The following is a 19,961-nucleotide window of genomic DNA, read 5'->3' on the forward strand; positions in this document are numbered from 1 at the left end:
CGTTTTCTTCACGCGAACCGATATCCACTTCGCTCCAAAACGCTCTAGAAGAGCGCCATGATCCGTCTCTTCGTTCCCCATCCCCTGAAGCTCGGCGCGGGCGTCGCGCCCTCCGTCGATCAGTCGCGCTACCTGACCGCCGTGATGCGGCTGGAGGTCGGCGCCGAGATCCTGGTGTTCAACGGCCAAGATGGCGAGTGGCGCGCCAGCCTGACCGAGGCCGGCAAGCGCGGCTGCCTGTTGCGCTGCGAGGAACAGACCCGCGAGCAGGACCATGCGCCGGACCTCGACCTGGTGGTGGCCATGGTCAAGCGCGGCCGGGTCGAGACCATCGTCGAGAAGGCCGCGGAACTGGGCGCGCGCCGCGTGCGCCTGACCCAGACCCGGCGGACCAATGTGGATTTCCTGAAATTGGGGCGGCTGGACGCCATCGCCATCGAGGCCGCCGAGCAGACCGGACGGCTGGATGTGCCGGTGATCGACGACCCCATGAAGCTGGAAAAGATTCTCGATGACTGGGACCCGGCGCGCCGGCTGATCTTCTGCGACGAGGGCGGCGACGCCCGGCCGATGATCGAGGCCTTGGCCGCTACGGCCCCGCCGGCCGCCATCCTGATCGGCCCCGAAGGCGGCTTCGCGCCGGAGGAGCGCGAACGCTTGCGGTCGCTGCCCTTCGTCATCCCGGTGTCTCTGGGCCCCCGCATCCTGCGCGCGGATACGGCGGCGATCGCCGCCATGACCCTGTGGCAGGCGGCGGCAGGGGATTGGAGATAGCGCCGCCTGTCGCGAAACCCTGTGCGCGCCCTCTTGAGGTTCGCTAAGAAAACGCCCTACTGCGCTGCACGACAGTTCGCGGGCGGGTCGGAGGGTTTGCCCTCCCTTCTTGATGCGTGTTTTGGGAGGGATGACCGATGGCGCAAGCCGCGAGCCAGGAGCGTCCGCTGACGCTCGACGATCTGACCGCCTATTTCGCCTCGGGCTCCAAGCCCAAGGAGGCTTTCCGGGTCGGCGCCGAGCACGAGAAGTTCGGCTTCTACCTCAAGGACCATACGCCCGTGCCCTATGAGGGCGACAAGGGCGTGCACGCCCTGCTCACCGGCCTGCAGCGTTTTGGCTGGAAGCCGGTGATGGAAGGCGAGGTGATCATCGGGCTGGAGCGCAACGGCGCCAATGTCAGCCTGGAGCCCGGCGGCCAGTTCGAGCTGAGCGGCGCGCCGCTGCTGACCATGCACGACATCTGCGAGGAGACCGGCCAGCACCTGGACGAGGTCAAGACCGTGGCCGACGAGCTTGGCCTGGGCTTTCTCGGCTTGGGCTTCTCGCCGCTATGGAAGCGCGAGCAGGTGCCGATCATGCCCAAGGGCCGCTACGTGATCATGCGCAACTACATGCCCAAGGTCGGCGGCCTGGGCCTGGACATGATGCTGCGCACCTGCACGGTGCAGGCCAATCTCGACTTCTCCAGCGAAGCCGACATGGTCGCCAAGTTCCGGATGAGCCTGGCCCTGCAGCCGATCGTCACCGCCCTGTTCGCCAATTCGCCGTTCACCGAGGGCAAGCCCAACGGCTTTCTCTCGGCCCGCGCCGATGTCTGGAACGACACCGACCCCGACCGCACCGGCCTGCTGGACTTCGTGTTCGAGGACGGGTTCGACTTCGAGCGCTACGCCCGCTACGCCCTGGACGTGCCGATGTATTTCGCCAAGCGCGGCGACCGCTATATCGACCTGGCCGGCCGCAGCTTCAGCGACTTCATCGACGGCAAGATCGGCGAACTTCCGGGCGAGCGCGCCTCGATCAAGGACTGGGCCGACCACACCACCACCCTGTTTCCCGAGGTGCGGCTGAAGACCTATCTGGAGATGCGCGGCGCCGATGCCGGACCTTGGAGCCGCCTCTGCGCTCTGCCAGCCCTATGGACCGGCGTGTTTTATGACGACGCGGCGCTGGCTGCGGCGTGGGACATTTGCAAGGACTGGACGGCCGAGGATCGCGCTGGCCTGCGTCGCGACGTGCCGAAACTAGGCCTGAAGGCTCAGGTCGCCGGCCGCTCTGCCCAAGACGTGGCCAAGGACTTCGTCGCTATCGCCCGGCAAGGGCTGAAGGCGCGCGCCCACGTCAACGGCGGCTTTCTGGATGAGACGATCTATCTGGGCGAACTTGAAGAGATCGCCGACAGCGGGATAACGCCCGCCGAGCGCCTGCTGGCGGTGTATCACGGCGCCTGGAAGGGCGACATCAATCGGGTGTTCGAGGATTTCGCCTACTAGGGGATTTTTCGAGCGAAGTGGTTCCGGTTCGCGTGAAGAAAAATGCGTCAAAACAACAGATTAGAGTTCACGGCCTGACGCAGTCAGGTCGGGAAAAGCTCTAAGCGGACCTCGAAACGCTTGCGCCTCAAAAAAGGGCGCGCATCGCCGCGATGATCCCGACCCAGGCGGCCACGCTGGCGCCCAAGACGATCAGGCGCCCCCAGGCGATGGGCGGCAGGAGCGGCTGACGCACCGACGAACGCGGGGCGGCGTTAAGACGAGAGTCATAACCAGTGTAGGCCATGGCGTTCCTTCCCATGCCTCTCTCTGGAGGCCTCGCGCTTAAGCGCTGCCGTACTGCAGCGCCTAAATAGTTAACGAAGCCTTGGTAATTCGCGAAAAATCAGCGCGGCTCAGATTGATCCGGTTCCGTCGTACGGGCGGCCGACGACCGAGCGACCGTCGTCGTTCTTGATGTCGTCGCCCTTTCGCGCTTCGTCCTCGGGCGTATCGACATTGGCCTGCCAATGCTCGGCCTGGCTGGCGCCGGAACCGCTATCGGTATGGCGGACGACGTCATCGACATCGACATGGACATCGTCATCCAAGGCCGCGGTCTGGGCTGGGGCCTGGCCAGCGGACTTGAATTCCACGTGCTGTGGATAGAAGGCCAGGCGTCCGGCGATCTGGCTCACGGCCGGAAACGGGGTCTCGTAGGACCAGACGGCGTTCTCGATCAGCTGCCGGTCGCGGTAGATCGTGTAATAGGTCGCGTCCCCCTTATAGGGGCAATGGGTGACCTTGTCGGTCTTCTGCAGGAAGTCCATGGCCACGTCGGACCGAGGGAAATAGCGCACCACCGGATAGTCGGCTTCGGCCAGTCGCAGCACGTCGTCGCTGTCGGCGATCTCGTGACCTTCAAACAGCGCCGCGACCCGGCCCGGCTCGCGCGAGCAGGTGATCGGATGATCCCGGTCTGGCGTTTTCATGGTGTTTCTCCCGTAGCGCGCGAAGGCGGCTATATGCAGAACGCGCGGGGCCCTGAGGGGGGTCCAAAGCGGCAAGCCATTGCTTGTGAAACGCCGACTCCCGTGATCTTCTCCCCGCCGAATGGGGAGGGCGAGGGCGAAACGACCTGTTCGACGCCCCTGCCGCTTGAATATCTCAAGGTTAGTGAATGAATATCGTTGTCGCCATGGGCATCCTGGTCACGCTGGTGACCGGCATACCCGTGCTTATCCAGATCTTGCGAGGCCATCCGCGCGGGCTGATCATCTGTTTCATGGCCGAGATGTGGGAGCGTTTCTCCTACTACGGCATGCGCGGCCTGCTGATCTTCTACCTCACCCAGCATTTCCTGTTCGATTCGAAGACAGCCAGCGGCCATTACGGCTCCTACACGTCGCTGGTCTATATCGTGCCGCTGCTCGGCGGCTTCCTGGCCGACCGCTATCTGGGCACCCGCAAGGCCGTGGCGTTCGGCGCCATCCTGTTGGTGGCGGGCCACCTGACCATGGCGGTCGAGGGCCATCCGGCCACCCAGACCCTGACCTATGGCGGCCACGCCTACGAGTTTCAGGCCACGGGCCGGGGCGAGGAACGCGTCGCCAAGATGATGATCGCCGACAAGCCCTATGACGTGGCGGCCAATGACCAGGGCGACTTCGAGATCAAGAACCTGCCGGCCAATTCGATCATTCCCTCGGTGCTGCCCAAGGGGCAGTATCAGCTGGGCGTCGAAGACCGTGATCCGCTATATCTGAACATCTTCTGGCTGGCCCTGTCGCTGATCATCGTCGGCGTGGGCTTCATGAAGGCCAATGTCGCCACCCTGGTGGGCCAGCTCTATCCCCAAGGCGATCCGCGTCGCGATCCCGGTTTCACCCTCTACTACTACGGCATCAACCTGGGCTCGTTCTGGGCGGCCATCCTCTGTGGTCTGCTGGGCGTCAATGTCGGCTGGAACGCGGGCTTCGGCATGGCCGGCATCGGCATGCTGGCCGGCTTCATCGTCTTCGTGCTGGGCAAGCCCCTGTTGTTGGGCAAGGGCGAGCCGCCCGAACCCAAGACGCTCAAGGCGCCGGTCGTTGGCCCGATCAACCGCGAAGGCCTGATCTATGTCGGCGCGCTGGCCATGGTGGGGATCGTCTTCTTCGTGGTGCAGTATACGCCCGTCGTTGACTTCACGCTGGTGGCCGGGATGTTCGGTTCGCTGGGCTATATCCTGTGGTTCGCCTTCGTCAAATGCGAGAAGGTCGAACGCGAGCGGCTGCTGCTGGCCACCGTGCTGGTGCTGGGCGCGGTGGTGTTCTGGACCCTGTTCGAACAAGCCGGTTCGTCCCTGAACCTGTTCGCGGCCAGTAATGTCGATCTGGTGCTGCTGCACAAGCCGGTGACCTGGTTCAATGGGGCGGTGATCCTGGGCGCGCCGGAGCAACTGGCGGCGGCGGGGATCGATCCCAAGAGCGGCTTCTGGGTCAATACTTCGTTCAACGCCGCCCAGACCCAGGCGATCAACGCCGGCTGGATCCTGATCTTCGCGCCGGTGTTCGCCGCGATGTGGACCTTCCTCGGCTTCCGAGGCCGCAATCCGGGCCCGATGATCAAGTTTGGCCTATCGCTGATCCAGGTCGGGGCGGGCTTCCTGGTGCTGCTGATCGGCGCTCACTTCGCCGATGGCGCCTTCCGCATGCCGCTGGTCTTCTTGGTCATCATGTACATGCTGCACACCTCGGGCGAGATGTTCATGTCGCCGGTCGGTCTGTCTCAGATGACCAAGCTGTCGCCGCTGTCGATCGTCTCGTTCGTGATGGCCGTCTGGTACATGGCCCTGGCCATGGCCAACTGGCTGGCCAGCAAGATCGCCGGCATTGCCGCGACCGAAACCGTTGGCGGCCAGGTGCTGGACCCTGCGGCGGCCATGACCCAGTCGTTGCTGGTGTTCAAGATCATCGGCCTGGTGTCGATCGGTATCGGGGTGCTGTTCCTGATCCTGTCGCCGATCCTCAAGAAGTGGTCACACGGCTCGGACGACACCACGACCATGCCGGCGGCGGAGCCGGCGCCCTCCACCGTCTGATAAGAAGGCCCCGGAGCGATCCGGGGCCTTCCTGCTCTCACGATCAGACCCTGCTGGGCTCGTTCTGGCCGGGCAGGCGCACGTGCAGTATGCGCACATCACCTGCCATGTGATTGTCGTGCATGTCCGGGCGAACTTCGTAGAAAATCCGGCAGCCACTGGCCAGGCGACAGCGCACACCCGGAAATGTCTCGCTCAGTGGCTAGGTGACGGGCGTGTTCACGAGATTCGCGATGGCGCCCACGAGGACTTCCATGCGCTCGAGAGCCTGAGGCGTGGGGCCGGCATAGGCAAAGAACCGATCTTTCGCGGCCTGGAGGTCTCGCCTGGCACGCGGCGTGAGTTCGAGGTCGCGCGGCAAGGCGAGATCAGCCCGTCTGGCGTAACACTTGAGCGCGCGCCTGGTCCAAGAGCTTCTGGAGATAGGTTAGGGCGCCGTCGCCCCGCAGCGAAAGACCTGCCTCCGAGTCCTGTCTCGATTGCTCCAGCACCTTGGCTATCTCCAAGTCCTCCAGCGAGGCTGTGGAGGTCGCGATGTCGTCGGTTTGAGCCATGGGGCGCTCCTGTGCTCTTACAATAACGCCTGTCATTTGGCCTGTCACCTAGCCTGTCACGCGCTCGGCCGCCACCCCTCCGGCGCCAGTTCGAAGCCCTCAAACCGAAACCCTGGCGCGACGGTGCAGCCGACGAGCGTCCACGCCCCCAGGCTGACGGCGGTCTGCCACCAGCCGACCGGCACGATGACCTGCGGACGACAGCCGGCCCGCAGGTCGGGGCCGAGCGTATAGGCCGTGAGGCCGACACCGTCGGGCGGCGACAGGGTCAGAGCGATCGGGGCGCCGGCGTAGTAGTGCCAGGTCTCGACCGCGTCGATGCGATGCCAGGCCGACAGCTCCTGCGCCTGCAGCAGATAGTAGATCGCCGTCGAGGCCGAGCGGCCGTCTGCCGGCGCTTCGTCCTCGAAGGTGCGCCTGTACCAGCCGCCCTCGGGGTGCGGCGCCAGGTCGAGCAGGCGGATGATCTCCCTGGCGCCCAGGTCGCCGGAAAGGCCGAGCGGCGGCGTGCTCATCCCTTGAAACCGTCCTTGGCGGCGCGGATTTCGCCGAACGCCTCGGCGGGCGACAGGTGGGGGCGCAGCAGCGGCGCGCGCAGGAACGGGTTGGTGGCCTTCTCCAGGCCGATGGTGGTTGGCACGGTGGCTTCGCCGCGCTCACGGGCGGCGAACACCTGATCGGCCCGGATCTTGAGCGCCGGTTCGTCGTCCACCGACAGGGCGAAGCGGGCGTTGGACGCGGTATATTCATGGGCGCAATAGACGGTGGTGTCGTCCGGCAGCGCGGTCAGCTTGGCCAGCGACCCCCACATCTGCTCGGCGGTGCCCTCGAAAAGTCGCCCGCAGCCGAGGGCGAACAGCGTGTCGCCAACAAAGGCGATGCGGTCCGCCGCATCGTAATAGGCGATGTGCCCCAGGGTGTGGCCGCCGGTGTCGATCACCGATAGGGTCGTCTCGCCCAGAGCGACCGTGTCGCCCTGGCCCACCGGCCGGTCCAGCGGCGCGATGCGGGTCACTTCCTGTGGTCCGACGATCGTCGCCCCGGTCGCCGCCTGGATCGCCGCGTTGCCGCCGGCGTGGTCCGGGTGCCAATGGGTGTTGAGGATCAGGTCCAGGCTCCAGTCCAGGGTTTTCAGCGCCGCCAGTATGGCGTCGGCGTCGGGCGTATCGATGGTCGCGACCTTGCCGGTGGCGTCATCGCGCACCAGAAAGCCGTAATTGTCCGACAGGCAGGGGAACTGGTGGACGGTCAGCGACATGCTTCGGCTCTCCTGGGGGCGACGGAACGGTGACGCGCGGTGTTCGCCCGCCTACATAGATGAGGCCGCCTGCCAGGAGACTCAATGCGTCGCGACGTCCTCGATCTTAGAGCCTTCTACGCCACCCCCCTCGGTCGGTCGGCGCGCGAGATGCTGGGGCGCAAGGTCGAGGAGGCCTGGGGCGATGCGCGGGGCCTGGACGTGCTGGGCCTGGGCTACGCCACGCCCTTCCTCGACACCGCCCGCGCCAAGGCCCGGCGCGTGGTTGCGGCCATGCCGGCGACGCAGGGCGTCGAGGTCTGGCCCCGCGGCGAACCCAACCAGGCCACCTTGGTCGAGGAGACAGCCCTGCCGTTTCCCAACGCGATGTTCGACCGCATCCTGGCCGTTCATGCCCTGGAGGAGGCCGCTGACCCGGCCGCCGTTCTGCGCGAAATCTGGCGGGTCATGGCCCCCTCGGGCCGACTGATCGTCGCCGTGGCCTCGCGCGACGGGCTGTGGGCCGGGGCGGAGAGCACGCCGTTCGGGCACGGCCGGCCGTTCAGCCGCCACCAACTGGAAAACCTGCTGCGCGAAGCCGACCTGGAGCCCGCCGGCTGGACGCGGGCGCTCTATGTGCCGCCGACGGCGGTGATGTCGCGCTGGGCCGAGGGGTTCGAGCAGGTTGGCGCCCGCCTGTGGCCGCGCTTCGCCGGCCTGATCCTGATGGAGGCGGTCAAGCAGACCTTCGCGGTCAAGCCGCGCGGCAGCCGCCAGCGTGTGCGGGTCTTCGCGCCCGGCGTGCTGGCCCCGTCACCCACCGGTCCGACGCCTGTTCGGAAGGCGCCGGGCAATCTAAATGCCGCAAGGCCCTTGGAGCCTTCGATTTCCGGGCCTAGCCTTGAGTCGCAAACACCGTCGCCAGCGAGAGCCGCGCCATGAAGATGATCGTCGCCATTATCAAGCCCAGCCGTCTGGACGCCGTGCTTGAAGCGGTCACCGAGGCGGGCGCGTCGGGCCTGACGGTCACCGAGGTGCGTGGCTATGGCCGACAGAAGGGCAAGACCGAGGTGTATCGCGGCGCCGAATACGAGGTGAAGCTGCTGCCGAAGGTCAAGCTGGAGATCGCCGTGCCCACCGATGTGGTCGAGTCGGTGGTCGAGGCCCTGCAGCGGACCGCCAACACCGGCAAGATCGGCGACGGCAAGGTGTTCGTCATGGACCTGGAACAGGCCCTGCGCATCCGCACCGGCGAACGCGACGCCGCAGCGATCGCCGGCTAGCCTCGCCAACAAAAAATGACGGCCAGCGGCCGGGCAAGCGCAGCCATGACGCCGGTCGATGCGTTGGGAGCGTTCACGTCAAAGGGGCGACATGGCCGACGACGCATCTCTGCCGAACCCCGCCACGCTGCTGCAGCCGGGTTCGACCTGTTGGCGGCTCGAGACCGCCGAACGGCTGGCGCTGTTCATCGACAATGATGAGGCGTTCGACGCCCTGAAGACCATCCTTTTATCGGCCCGCAAGTCGATCTGGATCCTGGCCTGGGTGTTCGATCCCTTGACGCGCCTTGACCCTGACCGGGTTAAGAAGAGCCGCGACCCGGAGCGCGTCGATCGCATCGGCCTGCTGCTGCGTCGCCAGGCGGCGCTGAATCCGGTGCTGGACGTCCGTATCCTCGTCTGGGACATGCCATTTCCGATCGCGGCCTCGCAGCTGTTCGGACCCCACCGGGGCAAGGTGTTCTTCGCCGGCTCGCGGGTGAAGTATCACCTGGACAACACCCTGCCGGCCAGCGCCTGCCACCACCAGAAGGTTGTCGTGGTCGACGGCACAGTGGCCCTCGTCAGCGGCGGGGACATCGGCATCGATCGCTGGGACACCACCCGGCACCTCGACAACGACCCTCGTCGGCGTCTGCCGACCGGCCATCACTATCCGGCCCGGCACGAGGTGGCGGCGATGGTCGAGGGCAAGGCCGCCGAGGCGCTCGGCGACCTGTTCATCGAGCGCTGGCGCAAATCCACGGGCGAGATGATCGAGCGGTCCGACAAGCCCGCCGAGAGCCCGTGGCCCGACGATCTGTTGCCCGACCTGCGCAAGGTCGGCCTGGGCATCTGCCGCACCCAGCCCGCCTGGAAGGGCGATCCCGAGATCAATGAAACGATGTTGATGCACCTGGCCAGCATCAAGTCGGCCAAGCGGCTGATCTATCTGGAGAACCAGTACATCACCTCGCCGATCATCGTCGAAGCCCTGGCCGAGCGCCTGGCCGAGGCGGGCGGTCCCGAGGTGGTCACCATCGGTCCGGCCCACAGTCCAAGCTATTTCGACCAGATGACCATGGACAGCGCCCGCACGGCGGCGATCAACCGCCTGCGCGAAGTCGACGTTCACGGCCGGTTCTCGGCCTTCAGCGCCAAGACGCCCAAGGGCGCGGCGATCATTGTCCACTCCAAGGTGGCGATCATGGACGACAAGATGCTGCGGCTCGGTTCGGCCAATCTGAACAACCGCTCGATCGGTCTCGACACGGAATGCGACATCGCCTTTGAAGGCCGGGACGACGCCAGCCGGGCGGCCGTGCGCGCCTTTCTAGGAAGGTTGATCGGCCACTTCATCGATCACGAGACCGAGCATGTGCTCGAAACCTATGATCGCGAAGGCAGCCTGGCGGTGACCATCAACCTGCTCGATCGCCGGGGCGGCCAGCCGCGTCGCCTGGCGCCGGTGCCGGTCCGCGAGCTGACCGGCGTTCAGAAGTTCATCGCCGACTGGAGCCTGGGGGACGCCATCACCCCGGACGACGCCTGGCGTCCTTGGGGCCGCCGCAAGCGGCTCAAGCGCGATCTGCATCGCCTGATGAACCACGAGGGCTTGAAGCTGACATTGCCGGGTCACCTGCAACGGGACTGATCTCCAGATCGACGACCAACGGCAAATGGTCCGACGCCACCCGGGCCAGGGCGCCGTACGGCGAACTTATGCCGACCGTCTTCAGACCCTTGGTCAGAAAGACGTGGTCGATCCGCATGAACGGGAACTTGGAGGGGAAGGTCGCGGTCGGCGTCTTGTCCCAGCCAGCGCTCCGGGTCTGGGCGTCGCGCAGCACCGCCTTCAGCATCCGGTAGGTGGCCGAATAGGGCGAGGCGTTGAAGTCGCCCAGCAGGATGCCGGGCGCCGTCCAGGCCTCGTGCGTCATCCACTTATCGCCGAGTAACGCTGCGGCCTGGCGCTTTTGTTCCTGGGGCACCAGGCCAAGGTGGGTGTTGATGATCTGCACCGGAACGCCGCCGACCTCGACGGTGACCCATAGCGCGCCACGCGGCTCCAGGCCGGGGATACGCGTGTAGAGCGGCAGCCCCTCGGCCTTGACCTTCCTTTCGGGCAGGGCGGTCAGGATGGCGTCGCCGTACAGCTCCTCTTCCACCGCCATGGCGGGATGGAAGTGCGACTTCATCTTCAGCAGTTCAGCCAGGCGGTGGGCTTGGTCCACGCCCTTGGTTCGAGCGCGGCGGACGTCCAGTTCCTGCAGCGCCACCACGTCGGGTTTTTCGGCGGCGATGACCTCGGCCACGCGCTCGACGTCGAGCCGGCGGTCCGTGCCCACGCAGCGGTGGACATTGTAGGTCATGAGGCGAAGTTTCATCCGTCGAAGAGATCGCCTGAGGCCGCTGGAGGTTCCGCCGCGACCGGGGATGGGTTGCGACTGAGCATGAACAGGCAGCTCTCGGCGCGCCAATTCTCCAGGGCCCTGGTCGGGTCGATCTGCCGAGCGGGCCCTTGGCCAGCGAAGGCGGCGCAGGTGTCGATGCGGACGTCGAGGTCTTCGGTCAGGGCCAGGAAGTCGGCCAGGGTGCACAGGTGGATGTTCGGCGTCGCCCACCAGGGCAGGGGCAGGGCCTCGGTCTCGGGCATGCGGCCGCGATGCAGCAGCGACCAGCGCACCTTCCAGTGACCGAAATTGGGGAACGACACCACCGCGCGGTCGGCGATGCGCAGCAACTCGGCCAGCACATGGCGCGGCCGGCGCGTTGCCTGCAGGGTCTGGGACAGCACCGCATAGTCGAACGAGCGGTCGGGGAAGTGGTCGAGATCCAGGTCAGCGTCGCCCTGCACCACCGACAAGCCGCGCGACATGCAGGCGGCCACGCCGGCAGCGCTGATCTCCAGACCCCGGCCATCGACCTGCTTTTCGCGGGTCAGCAGATCCAGCAGCACGCCCTCGCCACACCCGACGTCCAGCACCCGCGATCCCGGCCGAACCAGGCGCAGGATCTCCTTGAAGTCTTCCCGGATCATAGTCCTCCCCCTATGGGGGAGGTGTCGGCGAAGCCGACGGAGGGGGGAGTGGTCGGCAGCCAGCCGCATCCCGGATCGACGATCCTAAAACCCCCTCCACCGGCCTTCGGCCGCCTCCCCCACAGGGGGAGGGCCTTGGTCATGCGAACCCTCACAGACCTCTTTCCCGGTCCACCGAACTCATGAACCCTTGCAGCGCCGCGTCCATCACCGGCTCGTCCAGCAGGAAGGCGTCGTGGCCCTTGTCGCTCTCGATCTCGACGAAGGCCGCGCGGCAGCCGGCGGCGGTCAGGGCGCGGACGATGTGGCGGTTCTCGGCGGTCGGATAGAGCCAGTCGCTGGTGAAAGACAGCACGCAGAACCGCACGTGGCGAGCGCCGGCGAAGGCCTGGGCCAGCACCCCGCCATGGCCGGCCGCCAGGTCGAAATAGTCCATGGCCCGGGTGATGTAGAGGTAGGAATTGGCGTCGAAGCGATCGACGAAGCTGGCGCCCTGGTGGCGCAGATAGCTCTCCACCTGGAAATCGGCGTCGAAGCCCCAGGACAGGCCGTCGCGCTGCAACTCGCGGCCAAACTTCCGCTGCAGGGCCGGCTCGGACAGATAGGTGATGTGGGCTGCCATCCGCGCAACGGCCAGGCCCTTCTCGGGCCGCGACTTGCCCTTGGCGTAGGCGCCGGCTTTCCAGTCAGGATCGGCCATGATCGCCTGGCGACCCACCTCGTGGAAGGCGATGTTCTGGGCCGAGTGGCGCGACGCCGAGGCCACGATCACGGCGCTGAACAGGCGCTCTGGATAGTCGGCGGCCCATTGCTGGACCTGCATGCCGCCCATCGAGCCGCCGACGACGGCCAACAGGCTTTCGACACCCAAGGCGTCGATCAGCATGGCCTGGGCCCGCACCATGTCGGCGATGGTGATCACCGGGAAGGTCAGGCCGTAGACCTCGCCCGTGGCGGGGTTGACCGAGGCGGGCCCGGTCGAGCCCATGCAGCCGCCGATGACGTTCGAGCAGATGACGAAGTGCCGGGCCGGATCGATGGGTTTGCCCGGACCGATCAGCCGCGTCCACCAGCCGGGCTTGCCGGTGGTGGGATGGGTCCCCGCGACGTGCTGGTCCAGCGTCAGGGCGTGGCAGATCAGGATGGCGTTCGTGCCGTCCGCGTTCAGCGTCCCCCAGGTACGATAGGCGACCTCGAGATTTTCCAGCTTGGCGCCGGAGTCGAGACGCAGGGGCTGGTTGGACGGGAACCGCCAGGTTCCGCCCTCGGACAGCACAGCCCCGGCGAAATCGAGATTTGCCATGCCGCCTTGGACCGCTTGGCGCCCCCTGTGTCAACTGGGCTCGCAACCGCGCTTCCGATGCGCGGCGGCGAAGGCTATGGAGGGTCATGGACCGACTGATCCTCATGCGCCACGGCAAGGCCGAGCAGCACGCCGCCTCGGGTGGTGATTTCGAACGCGCCCTGGCCCCCCGCGGGCAGAGCGACGCCGCCCTGATGGGCAAGGTGCTGGCCAAGGCCGGACTAGCGCCGGATCTGGCGCTGGTGTCCTCGGCCCGCCGCACGCGCGAGACCTGGGACGCCGCCGGCCCGGCCTTTCCCAAGGCCAGGGCCGAGCCCCGCCGCGACCTCTATCACGCCGAGGCTCAGGACGTGCTGGCGGCGATCCGCGAGGGGGCGCCCGACAGCGGAACCGTCATGGTCGTCGGCCACAATCCTGGCCTGCACGAACTGGCGCTGCGAATGGCGATGGGCGCAGCGGCCGATCCGGCTCTGCTGGCCAAGCTGCGCGGCAAGTTCCCGACCTCGACGGTCGCGGTGTTTTCGATCGACACGGATGGAGCCCCGACCTTGAGCCACCTGTTCTATGCTTCGGAAAATGGCGGACAAGGCGGCGAATGAGCACGATCTACAAGCTGCTGTCGGCCGATAGCTGGGCCGCCGCGCGCGCGGCCGGCGCATTCGAGGGCTCGGCCGTCGATCTGGCCGACGGCTTCATCCACTTCTCGTCGGGCGAGCAAGCCCAGGAAACCGCCGCCAAATGGTTCGCGGGTCAGGATGACCTGCTGCTGCTCACGGTCGAGATCGACGACGCCGACCCGGCCCTGAGGTGGGAGGCCTCGCGCGGCGGGGCGCTGTTTCCCCACCTCTATCGCCCGCTGCGGACCGATGAGGTCACCGCCGAGCGGCCGCTGGCCCTCGACGCCGTTGGCGCGCCGATCATCGGCGAGCTCTCCGCATGAGCCTGCACGACATCGCCGCGCGCGCCCTGCATGGGCTCGATCCCGAGGACGCCCACGGCTGGGCGATCAAGGGCCTGAAGATGGGTCTGGGTCCGCGCCAGTCGGACGTGGACGACCCGATCCTGTCGCTGACCGTCGCCGGCCTGCCGCTGTCCAACTGCGTGGGTTTGGCTGCGGGCTTCGACAAGAACGCCGAGGTCCCGGCCGCGATGTCGAGGGCCGGCTTCGGCTTCGTCGAATGCGGCACGGTCACGCCCCTGGCCCAGGCCGGAAACCCGCGCCCGCGGCTCTTTCGCCTGACGCAGGACCAGGCGGTGATCAACCGCATGGGCTTCAATAACGAAGGCCTGGAGCCGTTCGCCGCCCGCCTGTCGACGCTGAAGGCGCAGCGGACGCGCGGTATCGTCGGGGCCAATATCGGGGCCAACAAGGACGCGACCGACCGCATCGCCGACTATGTCACCGGCCTGACCCGCCTGTGGGGTTTGTCGGACTATTTCACCGTCAACATCTCGTCGCCCAACACCCCAGGCCTGCGGGCTCTGCAGACCAAGGCGGCGCTCCAGGACCTGTTGGGCAAGCTGGCCGAGGCGCGCGGCCTGCTGAAGGCGGCAGGGACGGTGGACTATCCGATCTTCCTGAAGGTCGCGCCCGACCTGGAGGACGGCGAGGTCGAGGCCATTGTCGAGACGGTGAAGGCCAATGGCCTGAACGGAATCATCGTCAGCAACACCACCATCGCCCGCCCCGGCGGTCTGAGGTCGCCGCACGCCACCGAAAGCGGCGGCCTGTCGGGACAGCCCCTGCTGGCCGCCTCCAACGCCATGATCGCCCGCTTCCACGCCGTCAACAGCGGTCACCTGGCGCTGATCGGGGCCGGCGGAGTCGCCAGCGGCGCCGACGCCCTGGCCAAGATCAAGGCCGGGGCCTGCGCGATACAGCTCTATTCGGCCCTGGTCTATGGCGGCCCGGGACTGGTCAGCCGCATCAAGCGCGACCTGGCCGCCCGGCTCCGGGCCGAGGGCTTCGCCTCGGTCACCGACGCGATCGGGACTGCATGACCCCCGACGCCGCCCTGACGTGGCTACGTCGCTTCGGGCCCCTGGCGGCCCTTCTGGTCCTGCTGGCCCTTGCCCTGGGCACGGGCCTGGCGGGCAGGCTGTCGCTAGAGACCCTGCAGGCCCAAGGTACGGCGCTGCAGGCCTACGCCCACGCCAATCCGCTGAAGTGTGCGGCGATCTATATCCTCATCTATGTCGCCACCGTCTCGATCTCGCTTCCGGGCGCGCTGATCCTGTCGCTGACCGGCGGCTTTCTGTTCGGGCCGATCGGCGGCGGCTGCGTCGCGGTGACCGGCGCCACCGGCGGTTCGACCGTGGTCTATCTGGTCTGCCGCACGGCTTTCGGCGACTTCCTGCGCCGTAAGCCCGGGGCTCTGCTGGCGCGGGTCGAGGAAGGGTTCAAGGCCGACGCCTTCTCCTACCTGTTGACCCTGCGGCTGATCCCGGCCTTTCCGCTGCTGCTGGTCAATGTCGCCTCCGGGCTGATGAATATCCCCCTGCGCACCTATCTGCTGGCCTCGTTCCTGGGCATGATTCCCAGCTCGTTCGTCTATGCTGGGATCGGCGCGGGCCTGGGCCACTTCTTCGCGAGCGGCGAGCCGGTGACGATGCACAGCCTGTTCTCGCCGCGCATCTATCTGCCGATCGTGGCCATGGGCGCCCTGGCCTTGTTGCCGCCGCTCTGGCGCTATTGGCGTAACCGGCGCGTTGCCGAAGCCTCAGACGTGAAGTAACCCAGACAGATGGCCGAGCCGGTCACGTCGTCAGAGACCGAACCGCCCTCGTCAGGGGGAAAGCCAGGGCGTCGCTTCCCGTGGCCCGGCGGCCTGTCGGCGCGCCTGCTGCTGCTGACCGCCCTGTTCGTGGCGATCGCCGGCGCCTTCATCCTGCCACCGGCCCTGGCCGACTTCGAGAAGCAGTGGCTGCTGGATCGGGTCCGCGCCGCCGAGCTGGCCTCGACCATCGCCGACGCCGACCCCGAGCGCCGGATCACCGACAAGGTCTCCCAGCAATTGCTGGACCAGGCTGGTGTGGTGATCGTCGCCCTAGAGGTCGATGGCGCCCGCCGCCTGGTCTTGCCCACCGAGCCGCGCGGCCTCAAGATCAAGCCGCCCTATCTCGTGGACCTGCGCCGCCAGAACTCCGGCTCGTGGCTCGCCGCCCCGTTCTTCACCTTGAAGAGCGCGCCGGGCAGCATGGTGCGGGTGATGGCCGAGCCGCGTTTCCGCCAGGAAGCCGAGTTCGTCGAGATCGTGCTGCCCGACGGCCCGCTGAAGGCCCAGCTGATCGGCTATTTCGGCCGGCTGGCGGCGGTGACCCTGTTCGTCGCCTTGCTGGCGGGAGGGCTGATCTATCTATCGCTGAACTTCCTGCTGGTGCGCCCGATGCAGCGCATCACCCAGGCCATGGAGCGGTTTCGCGCCGACCCCGAGGACGCCCGCGCCCGCGTCGTGGTCTCGCGCCGCCGCGACGAGATCGGCCGCGCCGAGCGCGAGCTCGACCTGATGCAGACCGACCTGATCACCGCCCTGCAGGCCAAGGCCCGCCTGGCCGCCCTGGGCGAGGCGGTGGCCAAGATCAATCACGACCTGCGCAACATGCTGACCAGCGCCCAGATGGCGTCGGACCGCCTGGCCGCGCTCGGCGATCCCAAGGTCGCCCAGGCCTTGCCGCGTCTCGAACGCGCCCTCGACCGCGCCATCACCCTGGCCACCGATGTCATGGCCTATGGCAAGTCCAAGGAGCCCGCGCCGCTGGCCCGACCGCTGCCGCTCCGCGCCGCCCTCGACATGGCCGCCGAGGACTCGGGCCTGCTGCCGACCGGGGTGGCTCTGGAGACCGTCATCGAGACCCGCGAGCAGGTGCTGGCCGATCCCGATCAATTGCATCGCATCCTGACCAACCTGCTGCGCAACGCTCGCGAGGCCATCGAGGGTTCCCCCGATCGCGGGGGCAAGGGCAAGGTCTTTGTCGAATTGCGCCGCGTCGACGGCATGAGCGTGCTGCGCCTGTCGGACGATGGCCCTGGCGTGCCGGAAAGGGCTCGCAACAACCTCTTCCAGCCGTTCGTCGGCTCGGTGCGGCGGGGCGGCACGGGCCTGGGCCTGGCGATCGCTCGTGAGCTGGCCCAAGGCCATGGCGGCGATCTGGCGCTCGTCGAGACAGGACCGGGCGGCTCGGTGTTCGACCTGACCTTGGCAGGCGTGCTCGAGCCGGCGCCGGCCCCGGTGAAGCCCAAGGCGAACTCCAAACCCTAGAGCATTTTTCGAGCGAACCGGAACCACTTCGCTCGAAAAATGCTCTAGGCAAGCCTCGAAGAACGCAGAGCGCCCCTACAGCCCCCCCTACAGCCCCTTGGCCACGCCCTCGCGCCGAGGATCCGCCCCGCCTTCCAGCACGCCACCCGGCCGGACGATCACGCCATGCAGGCCGGAGGTCTCGTTCTGGCCGGTACGGATGGCCACGCCCCGCGCCTGCAGAGCCGCCGTCATCTCCGGCCCGAACTTCTCGACATCGGCCGAGAAGCTGTCGCCGCGCGCCACGATATTGGGCAGGTTGATCGCCTGCTGCATGGACAGGCCCCAGTCGAACACCCCGACCATGGCCTTGAGATTATAGGACAGGATCGCCGAGCCGCCTGGCGAGCCCAGGGCCGCCAGGAACTTGCCGTCCTTGTCGAGCACGATGACCGGAACCATCGACGAGCGCGGCCGCTTGCCGCCGGCCACGGCGTTGGCCCCGGGGGCGCCGTCGGGGTCTTTCGGGTCGAAGTTGAAGTCGGTCAGCTGGTTGTTGAGGAAGAAGCCGCCGACCATCCGGCCAGAGCCGAAGACGCTCTCGACCGTGGTGGTCATTGACACCACATTGCCCTGCGGATCCACGATGACCATGTGGGTCGTGCCGGCCGGCTCACGCGTCGAGTCCGCGCCCACGACCGGGGCTCCCCCGGGCAGGCCAAAGGTGGGCGCCGGACCCGCGCTCGTGCCGATCAGCTTCGCGCGCTCCGCCACATAGGCGGGGTCCAGCAGGCCTTCGACCGGGACCTTCACGAAGGACGGATCGCCGATATAGCGGTCGCGGTCGGCGTACATCACCCGTTCGGCCTCGGCCATCTGCGTCCAGGCTGTCGGATCGGTCGGCCCACGCGTGGCGATGTCGGTGTGTTCCAGCATCATCAAGGCCTGCAGCAGCGACGCGCCGCTCGACGACGGGTTGGGCACGCAGACCGTATAGACCTTCCACGGCCGGCACAGGGCGTCGGCCGAGCGCGGCCTGTAGGCCTTCAGATCGGCCAGTGTCATGCTCGACGACAGCTCGCCCTGATGCAGTCGATCGACGATCGCCTGGGCCAGCGGGCCGTCATAGAGCGCGCTGGGCCCCTTGGCGGCCAGGCTGCGCAGGGTGACGGCGTAGGCCGGGTTCTTCAGCGTGTCGCCGGCCTGGTAGCGCTGGCCATTCGGCTTGGTGAAATAGGTGATGACATCGGGCGCGACGTTCTCCGGAATGCGCGGGCTGTTGATCATCCCGGCCAGGCGTGGACTGACGGTAAAGCCGCCATCGGCCAGGGCCTCGGCGTCCTTGAACAGCGTGCCCCACGCCGCCTTGCCGTGCTCCTTCTGGGCCTGGGCCAGCATGGCCACAGCCCCCGGCACGCCCGTCGAGCGGCCGGAAAGCAGTGCGGTGACGAAGTCCAGCGGCTTGCCGTCCGGTCCCATGAAAAGCTGCGGCGTGGCCGCCCGCGGAGCCTTCTCACGACCGTCATAGGCGGTCACCTTGCCGGTCTTGGCGTCGTAGAACACCATGAACGATCCGCCGCCCAGGCCCGAGCTTTGCGGCTCGACCAGACCGAGCACCGATTGCACCGCCACCGCCGCATCCACGGCCGACCCGCCATCGCGCAGCACCCGCAGCCCCGCCGCGACCGCCAGCGGATTGGCGGCGGCGACCATGCCCCGCGGCGAATAGACGGGCGTCGCGGCGATCGGCGTCGCGGCCATCGCCGGTTCCGGCGTCACGGCCGCCAGGGGCGCGCAACCGGCGAGCAAGGCGAGAACCAGGGGAGCGATCAAGCGCATGGGCGGACTTCCGTCGAAAGGTCGGTAAGCGAACGGCGCCCCGCACCAGCGCGGATCCACGCGCGGCCAAGGTCGTCCAGGTCTTTCAAAAGGGGAGCGCGGCCTTGCGGGTCAAGCCCCCGCCCTGGTTCTCCACAAACTTCCCCCCATCTGCATGAAAACCCGCTTGCGCCCCACCGGTGAACGGGCTATCTCCCCCGCCTCGCCGAAAGGCAATGCGCGCCCGTAGCTCAGCTGGATAGAGCATCAGACTACGAATCTGAGGGTCGGACGTTCGAATCGTTCCGGGCGCGCCATTTTCTCCGAACAATCTCAATGGGTTGTGAGCTTCGCTGTCACGGAGCAGCGGCGGCGTTTGGCTGTAACAGCTGTAACGACGCTGGGGTTGCCGGTGGATTTTCTGACTTGGTTGGCACAAAGCGGCTCCAAAACAATGGCTTATCGGAATTCCGGTAGTCTAATACCAATCGCCCCTAGCGTGAACCTTTGGCCCATTGGCGGTGGCCGATGGATTTGATGCGGTCTGGCTCTGCCATCAATTTGTTCCAGGCCTCGCAGATGGCTTGGACGATGGCGTCGTCGTCGTCGAACACCCGGTTGGAGAGGAAGCGCTGTCGCAGGTGCTGCCAGACGTTCTCGGCGGGATTGAGCTCGGGTGAGCGTGGCGGCAGGGGCAACAGGGTGAGGTTGTCGGGCGGTCTGAGCTTTTGGGTGGTGTGCCATCCGGCCTGGTCGAGGACGACCACGCCATGGGCTCCCGCAGCGCCCAGTCCCGCAGCGTCTGCCGGTCCATGCCGGCCAACTCAGCCGCTTCGGCTCGACTGCGGCCTTCATAAACCGCCGCCAGCGCCAGCAGTCGCCGCGCCTGATCTGGATCCTTGGCCCGCGCCGCCAGACGACGGACCTGGGCGGCGTCATAATCGTCTCGAAGCTTGATCGCCGACATCCACAACCTCCCTTGCAACCACGAGAGTGAATCACTGTTCGGCCAGTCAGGGAGTCCTGTCGGAGTCAGAGCTAGGGGCTTTTGGTATTGGCCAACTGTCCGAATTTCCGGCGCCACCTCACAAGAGAGCTACTTCTGAACATGGCGGCTGATGATCGTCCTTACAAAAACACCGTCGCCGTCCTCGCCACGATGCACGGGAAAGAGCGCG

At 67.0% G+C, this 19,961-nt stretch carries 21 protein-coding genes, 1 tRNA gene and 1 pseudogene; 12 read left to right on the forward strand and 11 right to left on the reverse strand.

The genetic code is table 11. From position 1 onward, the window contains the following. Positions 1–57 precede the first annotated feature (57 nt). Positions 58–774, forward strand: coding sequence for a 16S rRNA (uracil(1498)-N(3))-methyltransferase (locus ACP7AG_RS07285; protein WP_426011226.1), 717 nt, complete (start codon positions 58–60; stop codon positions 772–774). A 137-nt stretch (positions 775–911) separates the two neighbouring features. Further along, positions 912–2,270, forward strand: coding sequence for a glutamate--cysteine ligase (locus tag ACP7AG_RS07290; protein WP_426030331.1), 1,359 nt, complete (start codon positions 912–914; stop codon positions 2,268–2,270). 127 nt (positions 2,271–2,397) lie between these two features. Here ACP7AG_RS07290 and ACP7AG_RS07295 read toward each other — a convergent pair whose 3' ends face one another. Both ACP7AG_RS07295 and ACP7AG_RS07300 read right to left on the reverse strand, forming a co-directional pair. Next, a complete protein-coding gene (locus tag ACP7AG_RS07295; RefSeq protein WP_426011228.1) occupies positions 2,398–2,556 on the reverse strand; it encodes a hypothetical protein in 159 nt (52 codons plus the stop codon). A gap of 109 nt (positions 2,557–2,665) precedes the next feature. Beyond that, on the reverse strand, positions 2,666–3,241 hold the full coding sequence (locus tag ACP7AG_RS07300; protein WP_426030332.1) for a DUF427 domain-containing protein: 576 nt from the start codon (positions 3,239–3,241) through the stop codon (positions 2,666–2,668). Positions 3,242–3,429: 188 nt separating this feature from the next. On the opposite strand from ACP7AG_RS07300, the gene ACP7AG_RS07305 reads away from it, so the two are divergent. Beyond that, the gene (locus ACP7AG_RS07305; RefSeq protein WP_426030333.1) at positions 3,430–5,331 is read left to right on the forward strand and encodes a peptide MFS transporter; all 1,902 of its coding nucleotides are present in this window, start codon (positions 3,430–3,432) and stop codon (positions 5,329–5,331) included. Positions 5,332–5,533: 202 nt separating this feature from the next. On the opposite strand, the gene ACP7AG_RS07310 is transcribed toward ACP7AG_RS07305, so the two are convergent. From ACP7AG_RS07310 to gloB, 4 genes are read right to left on the reverse strand one after another with little or no spacing between them, the layout of a single operon-like run. Then, entirely contained in the window at positions 5,534–5,692 is a 159-nt protein-coding gene (locus ACP7AG_RS07310; RefSeq protein WP_426030334.1) for a hypothetical protein, read from the reverse strand. A gap of 7 nt (positions 5,693–5,699) precedes the next feature. Further along, on the reverse strand, positions 5,700–5,885 hold the full coding sequence (locus ACP7AG_RS07315; protein WP_426030335.1) for a hypothetical protein: 186 nt from the start codon (positions 5,883–5,885) through the stop codon (positions 5,700–5,702). A 56-nt stretch (positions 5,886–5,941) separates the two neighbouring features. Continuing rightward, positions 5,942–6,400, reverse strand: coding sequence for a cupin domain-containing protein (locus tag ACP7AG_RS07320; RefSeq protein ID WP_426030336.1), 459 nt, complete (start codon positions 6,398–6,400; stop codon positions 5,942–5,944). Next, on the reverse strand, positions 6,397–7,143 hold the full coding sequence (gloB, locus tag ACP7AG_RS07325; protein ID WP_426030337.1) for a hydroxyacylglutathione hydrolase: 747 nt from the start codon (positions 7,141–7,143) through the stop codon (positions 6,397–6,399). The genes ACP7AG_RS07320 and gloB overlap by 4 nt, the downstream gene beginning before the upstream one ends. Before the next feature lie 84 nt (positions 7,144–7,227). Here gloB and ACP7AG_RS07330 point away from each other — a divergent pair, with 84 nt between their 5' ends. The 3 genes from ACP7AG_RS07330 (at position 7,228) to ACP7AG_RS07340 (ending at position 10,038) form a co-directional block, all read left to right on the forward strand. Beyond that, positions 7,228–8,064 (forward strand): class I SAM-dependent methyltransferase, encoded by an 837-nt coding sequence (locus ACP7AG_RS07330; RefSeq protein WP_426030338.1) that lies wholly within the window; start codon positions 7,228–7,230, stop codon positions 8,062–8,064. Then, positions 8,061–8,405: a P-II family nitrogen regulator gene (locus ACP7AG_RS07335; protein ID WP_421739545.1), complete on the forward strand. Its 345-nt coding sequence runs from the start codon at positions 8,061–8,063 to the stop codon at positions 8,403–8,405. Before ACP7AG_RS07330 ends, ACP7AG_RS07335 begins: the two co-directional genes overlap by 4 nt. Before the next feature lie 91 nt (positions 8,406–8,496). Then, positions 8,497–10,038 (forward strand): phospholipase D-like domain-containing protein, encoded by a 1,542-nt coding sequence (locus ACP7AG_RS07340; protein WP_426030339.1) that lies wholly within the window; start codon positions 8,497–8,499, stop codon positions 10,036–10,038. On the opposite strand, the gene ACP7AG_RS07345 is transcribed toward ACP7AG_RS07340, so the two are convergent. From ACP7AG_RS07345 to metX, 3 genes are all read right to left on the reverse strand, one after another. Further along, positions 9,962–10,771: an endonuclease/exonuclease/phosphatase family protein gene (locus tag ACP7AG_RS07345; protein WP_426030340.1), complete on the reverse strand. Its 810-nt coding sequence runs from the start codon at positions 10,769–10,771 to the stop codon at positions 9,962–9,964. The genes ACP7AG_RS07340 and ACP7AG_RS07345 overlap by 77 nt on opposite strands. Continuing rightward, a complete protein-coding gene (gene metW / locus ACP7AG_RS07350) occupies positions 10,768–11,424 on the reverse strand; it encodes a methionine biosynthesis protein MetW (RefSeq protein WP_426030341.1) in 657 nt (218 codons plus the stop codon). Before metW ends, ACP7AG_RS07345 begins: the two co-directional genes overlap by 4 nt. Before the next feature lie 151 nt (positions 11,425–11,575). Next, the gene (gene metX / locus ACP7AG_RS07355) at positions 11,576–12,727 is read right to left on the reverse strand and encodes a homoserine O-acetyltransferase MetX (protein WP_426030342.1); all 1,152 of its coding nucleotides are present in this window, start codon (positions 12,725–12,727) and stop codon (positions 11,576–11,578) included. An 86-nt stretch (positions 12,728–12,813) separates the two neighbouring features. On the opposite strand from metX, the gene ACP7AG_RS07360 reads away from it, so the two are divergent. Genes ACP7AG_RS07360 through ACP7AG_RS07380 form a run of 5 tightly spaced genes read left to right on the forward strand, consistent with a single transcriptional unit; the run spans position 12,814 to position 16,986 of the window. Next, positions 12,814–13,326 (forward strand): SixA phosphatase family protein, encoded by a 513-nt coding sequence (locus tag ACP7AG_RS07360; RefSeq protein WP_426011239.1) that lies wholly within the window; start codon positions 12,814–12,816, stop codon positions 13,324–13,326. Further along, the gene (locus tag ACP7AG_RS07365) at positions 13,323–13,667 is read left to right on the forward strand and encodes a DUF952 domain-containing protein (RefSeq protein ID WP_426011240.1); all 345 of its coding nucleotides are present in this window, start codon (positions 13,323–13,325) and stop codon (positions 13,665–13,667) included. Before ACP7AG_RS07360 ends, ACP7AG_RS07365 begins: the two co-directional genes overlap by 4 nt. After that, positions 13,664–14,728 carry a quinone-dependent dihydroorotate dehydrogenase gene (locus ACP7AG_RS07370; RefSeq protein ID WP_426011241.1) on the forward strand — a complete coding sequence of 355 codons (1,065 nt, stop codon included), beginning with the start codon at positions 13,664–13,666 and terminating at the stop codon, positions 14,726–14,728. The genes ACP7AG_RS07365 and ACP7AG_RS07370 overlap by 4 nt, the downstream gene beginning before the upstream one ends. After that, complete coding sequence (locus ACP7AG_RS07375; protein ID WP_426030343.1) at positions 14,725–15,462, forward strand: TVP38/TMEM64 family protein; 738 nt, start codon at positions 14,725–14,727, stop codon at positions 15,460–15,462. The genes ACP7AG_RS07370 and ACP7AG_RS07375 overlap by 4 nt, the downstream gene beginning before the upstream one ends. 9 nt (positions 15,463–15,471) lie before the next feature. After that, complete coding sequence (locus tag ACP7AG_RS07380) at positions 15,472–16,986, forward strand: sensor histidine kinase (RefSeq protein ID WP_426030344.1); 1,515 nt, start codon at positions 15,472–15,474, stop codon at positions 16,984–16,986. 87 nt (positions 16,987–17,073) lie between these two features. Here the strand turns inward: ACP7AG_RS07380 and ggt are convergent, their stop codons facing one another. After that, positions 17,074–18,804 carry a gamma-glutamyltransferase gene (gene ggt / locus ACP7AG_RS07385; RefSeq protein WP_426030346.1) on the reverse strand — a complete coding sequence of 577 codons (1,731 nt, stop codon included), beginning with the start codon at positions 18,802–18,804 and terminating at the stop codon, positions 17,074–17,076. Positions 18,805–19,023: 219 nt separating this feature from the next. Here ggt and ACP7AG_RS07390 point away from each other — a divergent pair. Then, positions 19,024–19,100: transfer RNA gene (locus ACP7AG_RS07390), tRNA-Arg, on the forward strand. A gap of 177 nt (positions 19,101–19,277) precedes the next feature. On the opposite strand, the pseudogene ACP7AG_RS07395 reads toward ACP7AG_RS07390, so the two are convergent. Next, positions 19,278–19,750 (reverse strand): annotated as a pseudogene (locus tag ACP7AG_RS07395) (transposase). Positions 19,751–19,961 lie beyond the last annotated feature (211 nt).

The sequence above is a fragment of the Caulobacter sp. DWP3-1-3b2 genome (genome assembly GCF_049896325.1).
Classification (GTDB): Bacteria; Pseudomonadota; Alphaproteobacteria; order Caulobacterales; family Caulobacteraceae; genus Caulobacter.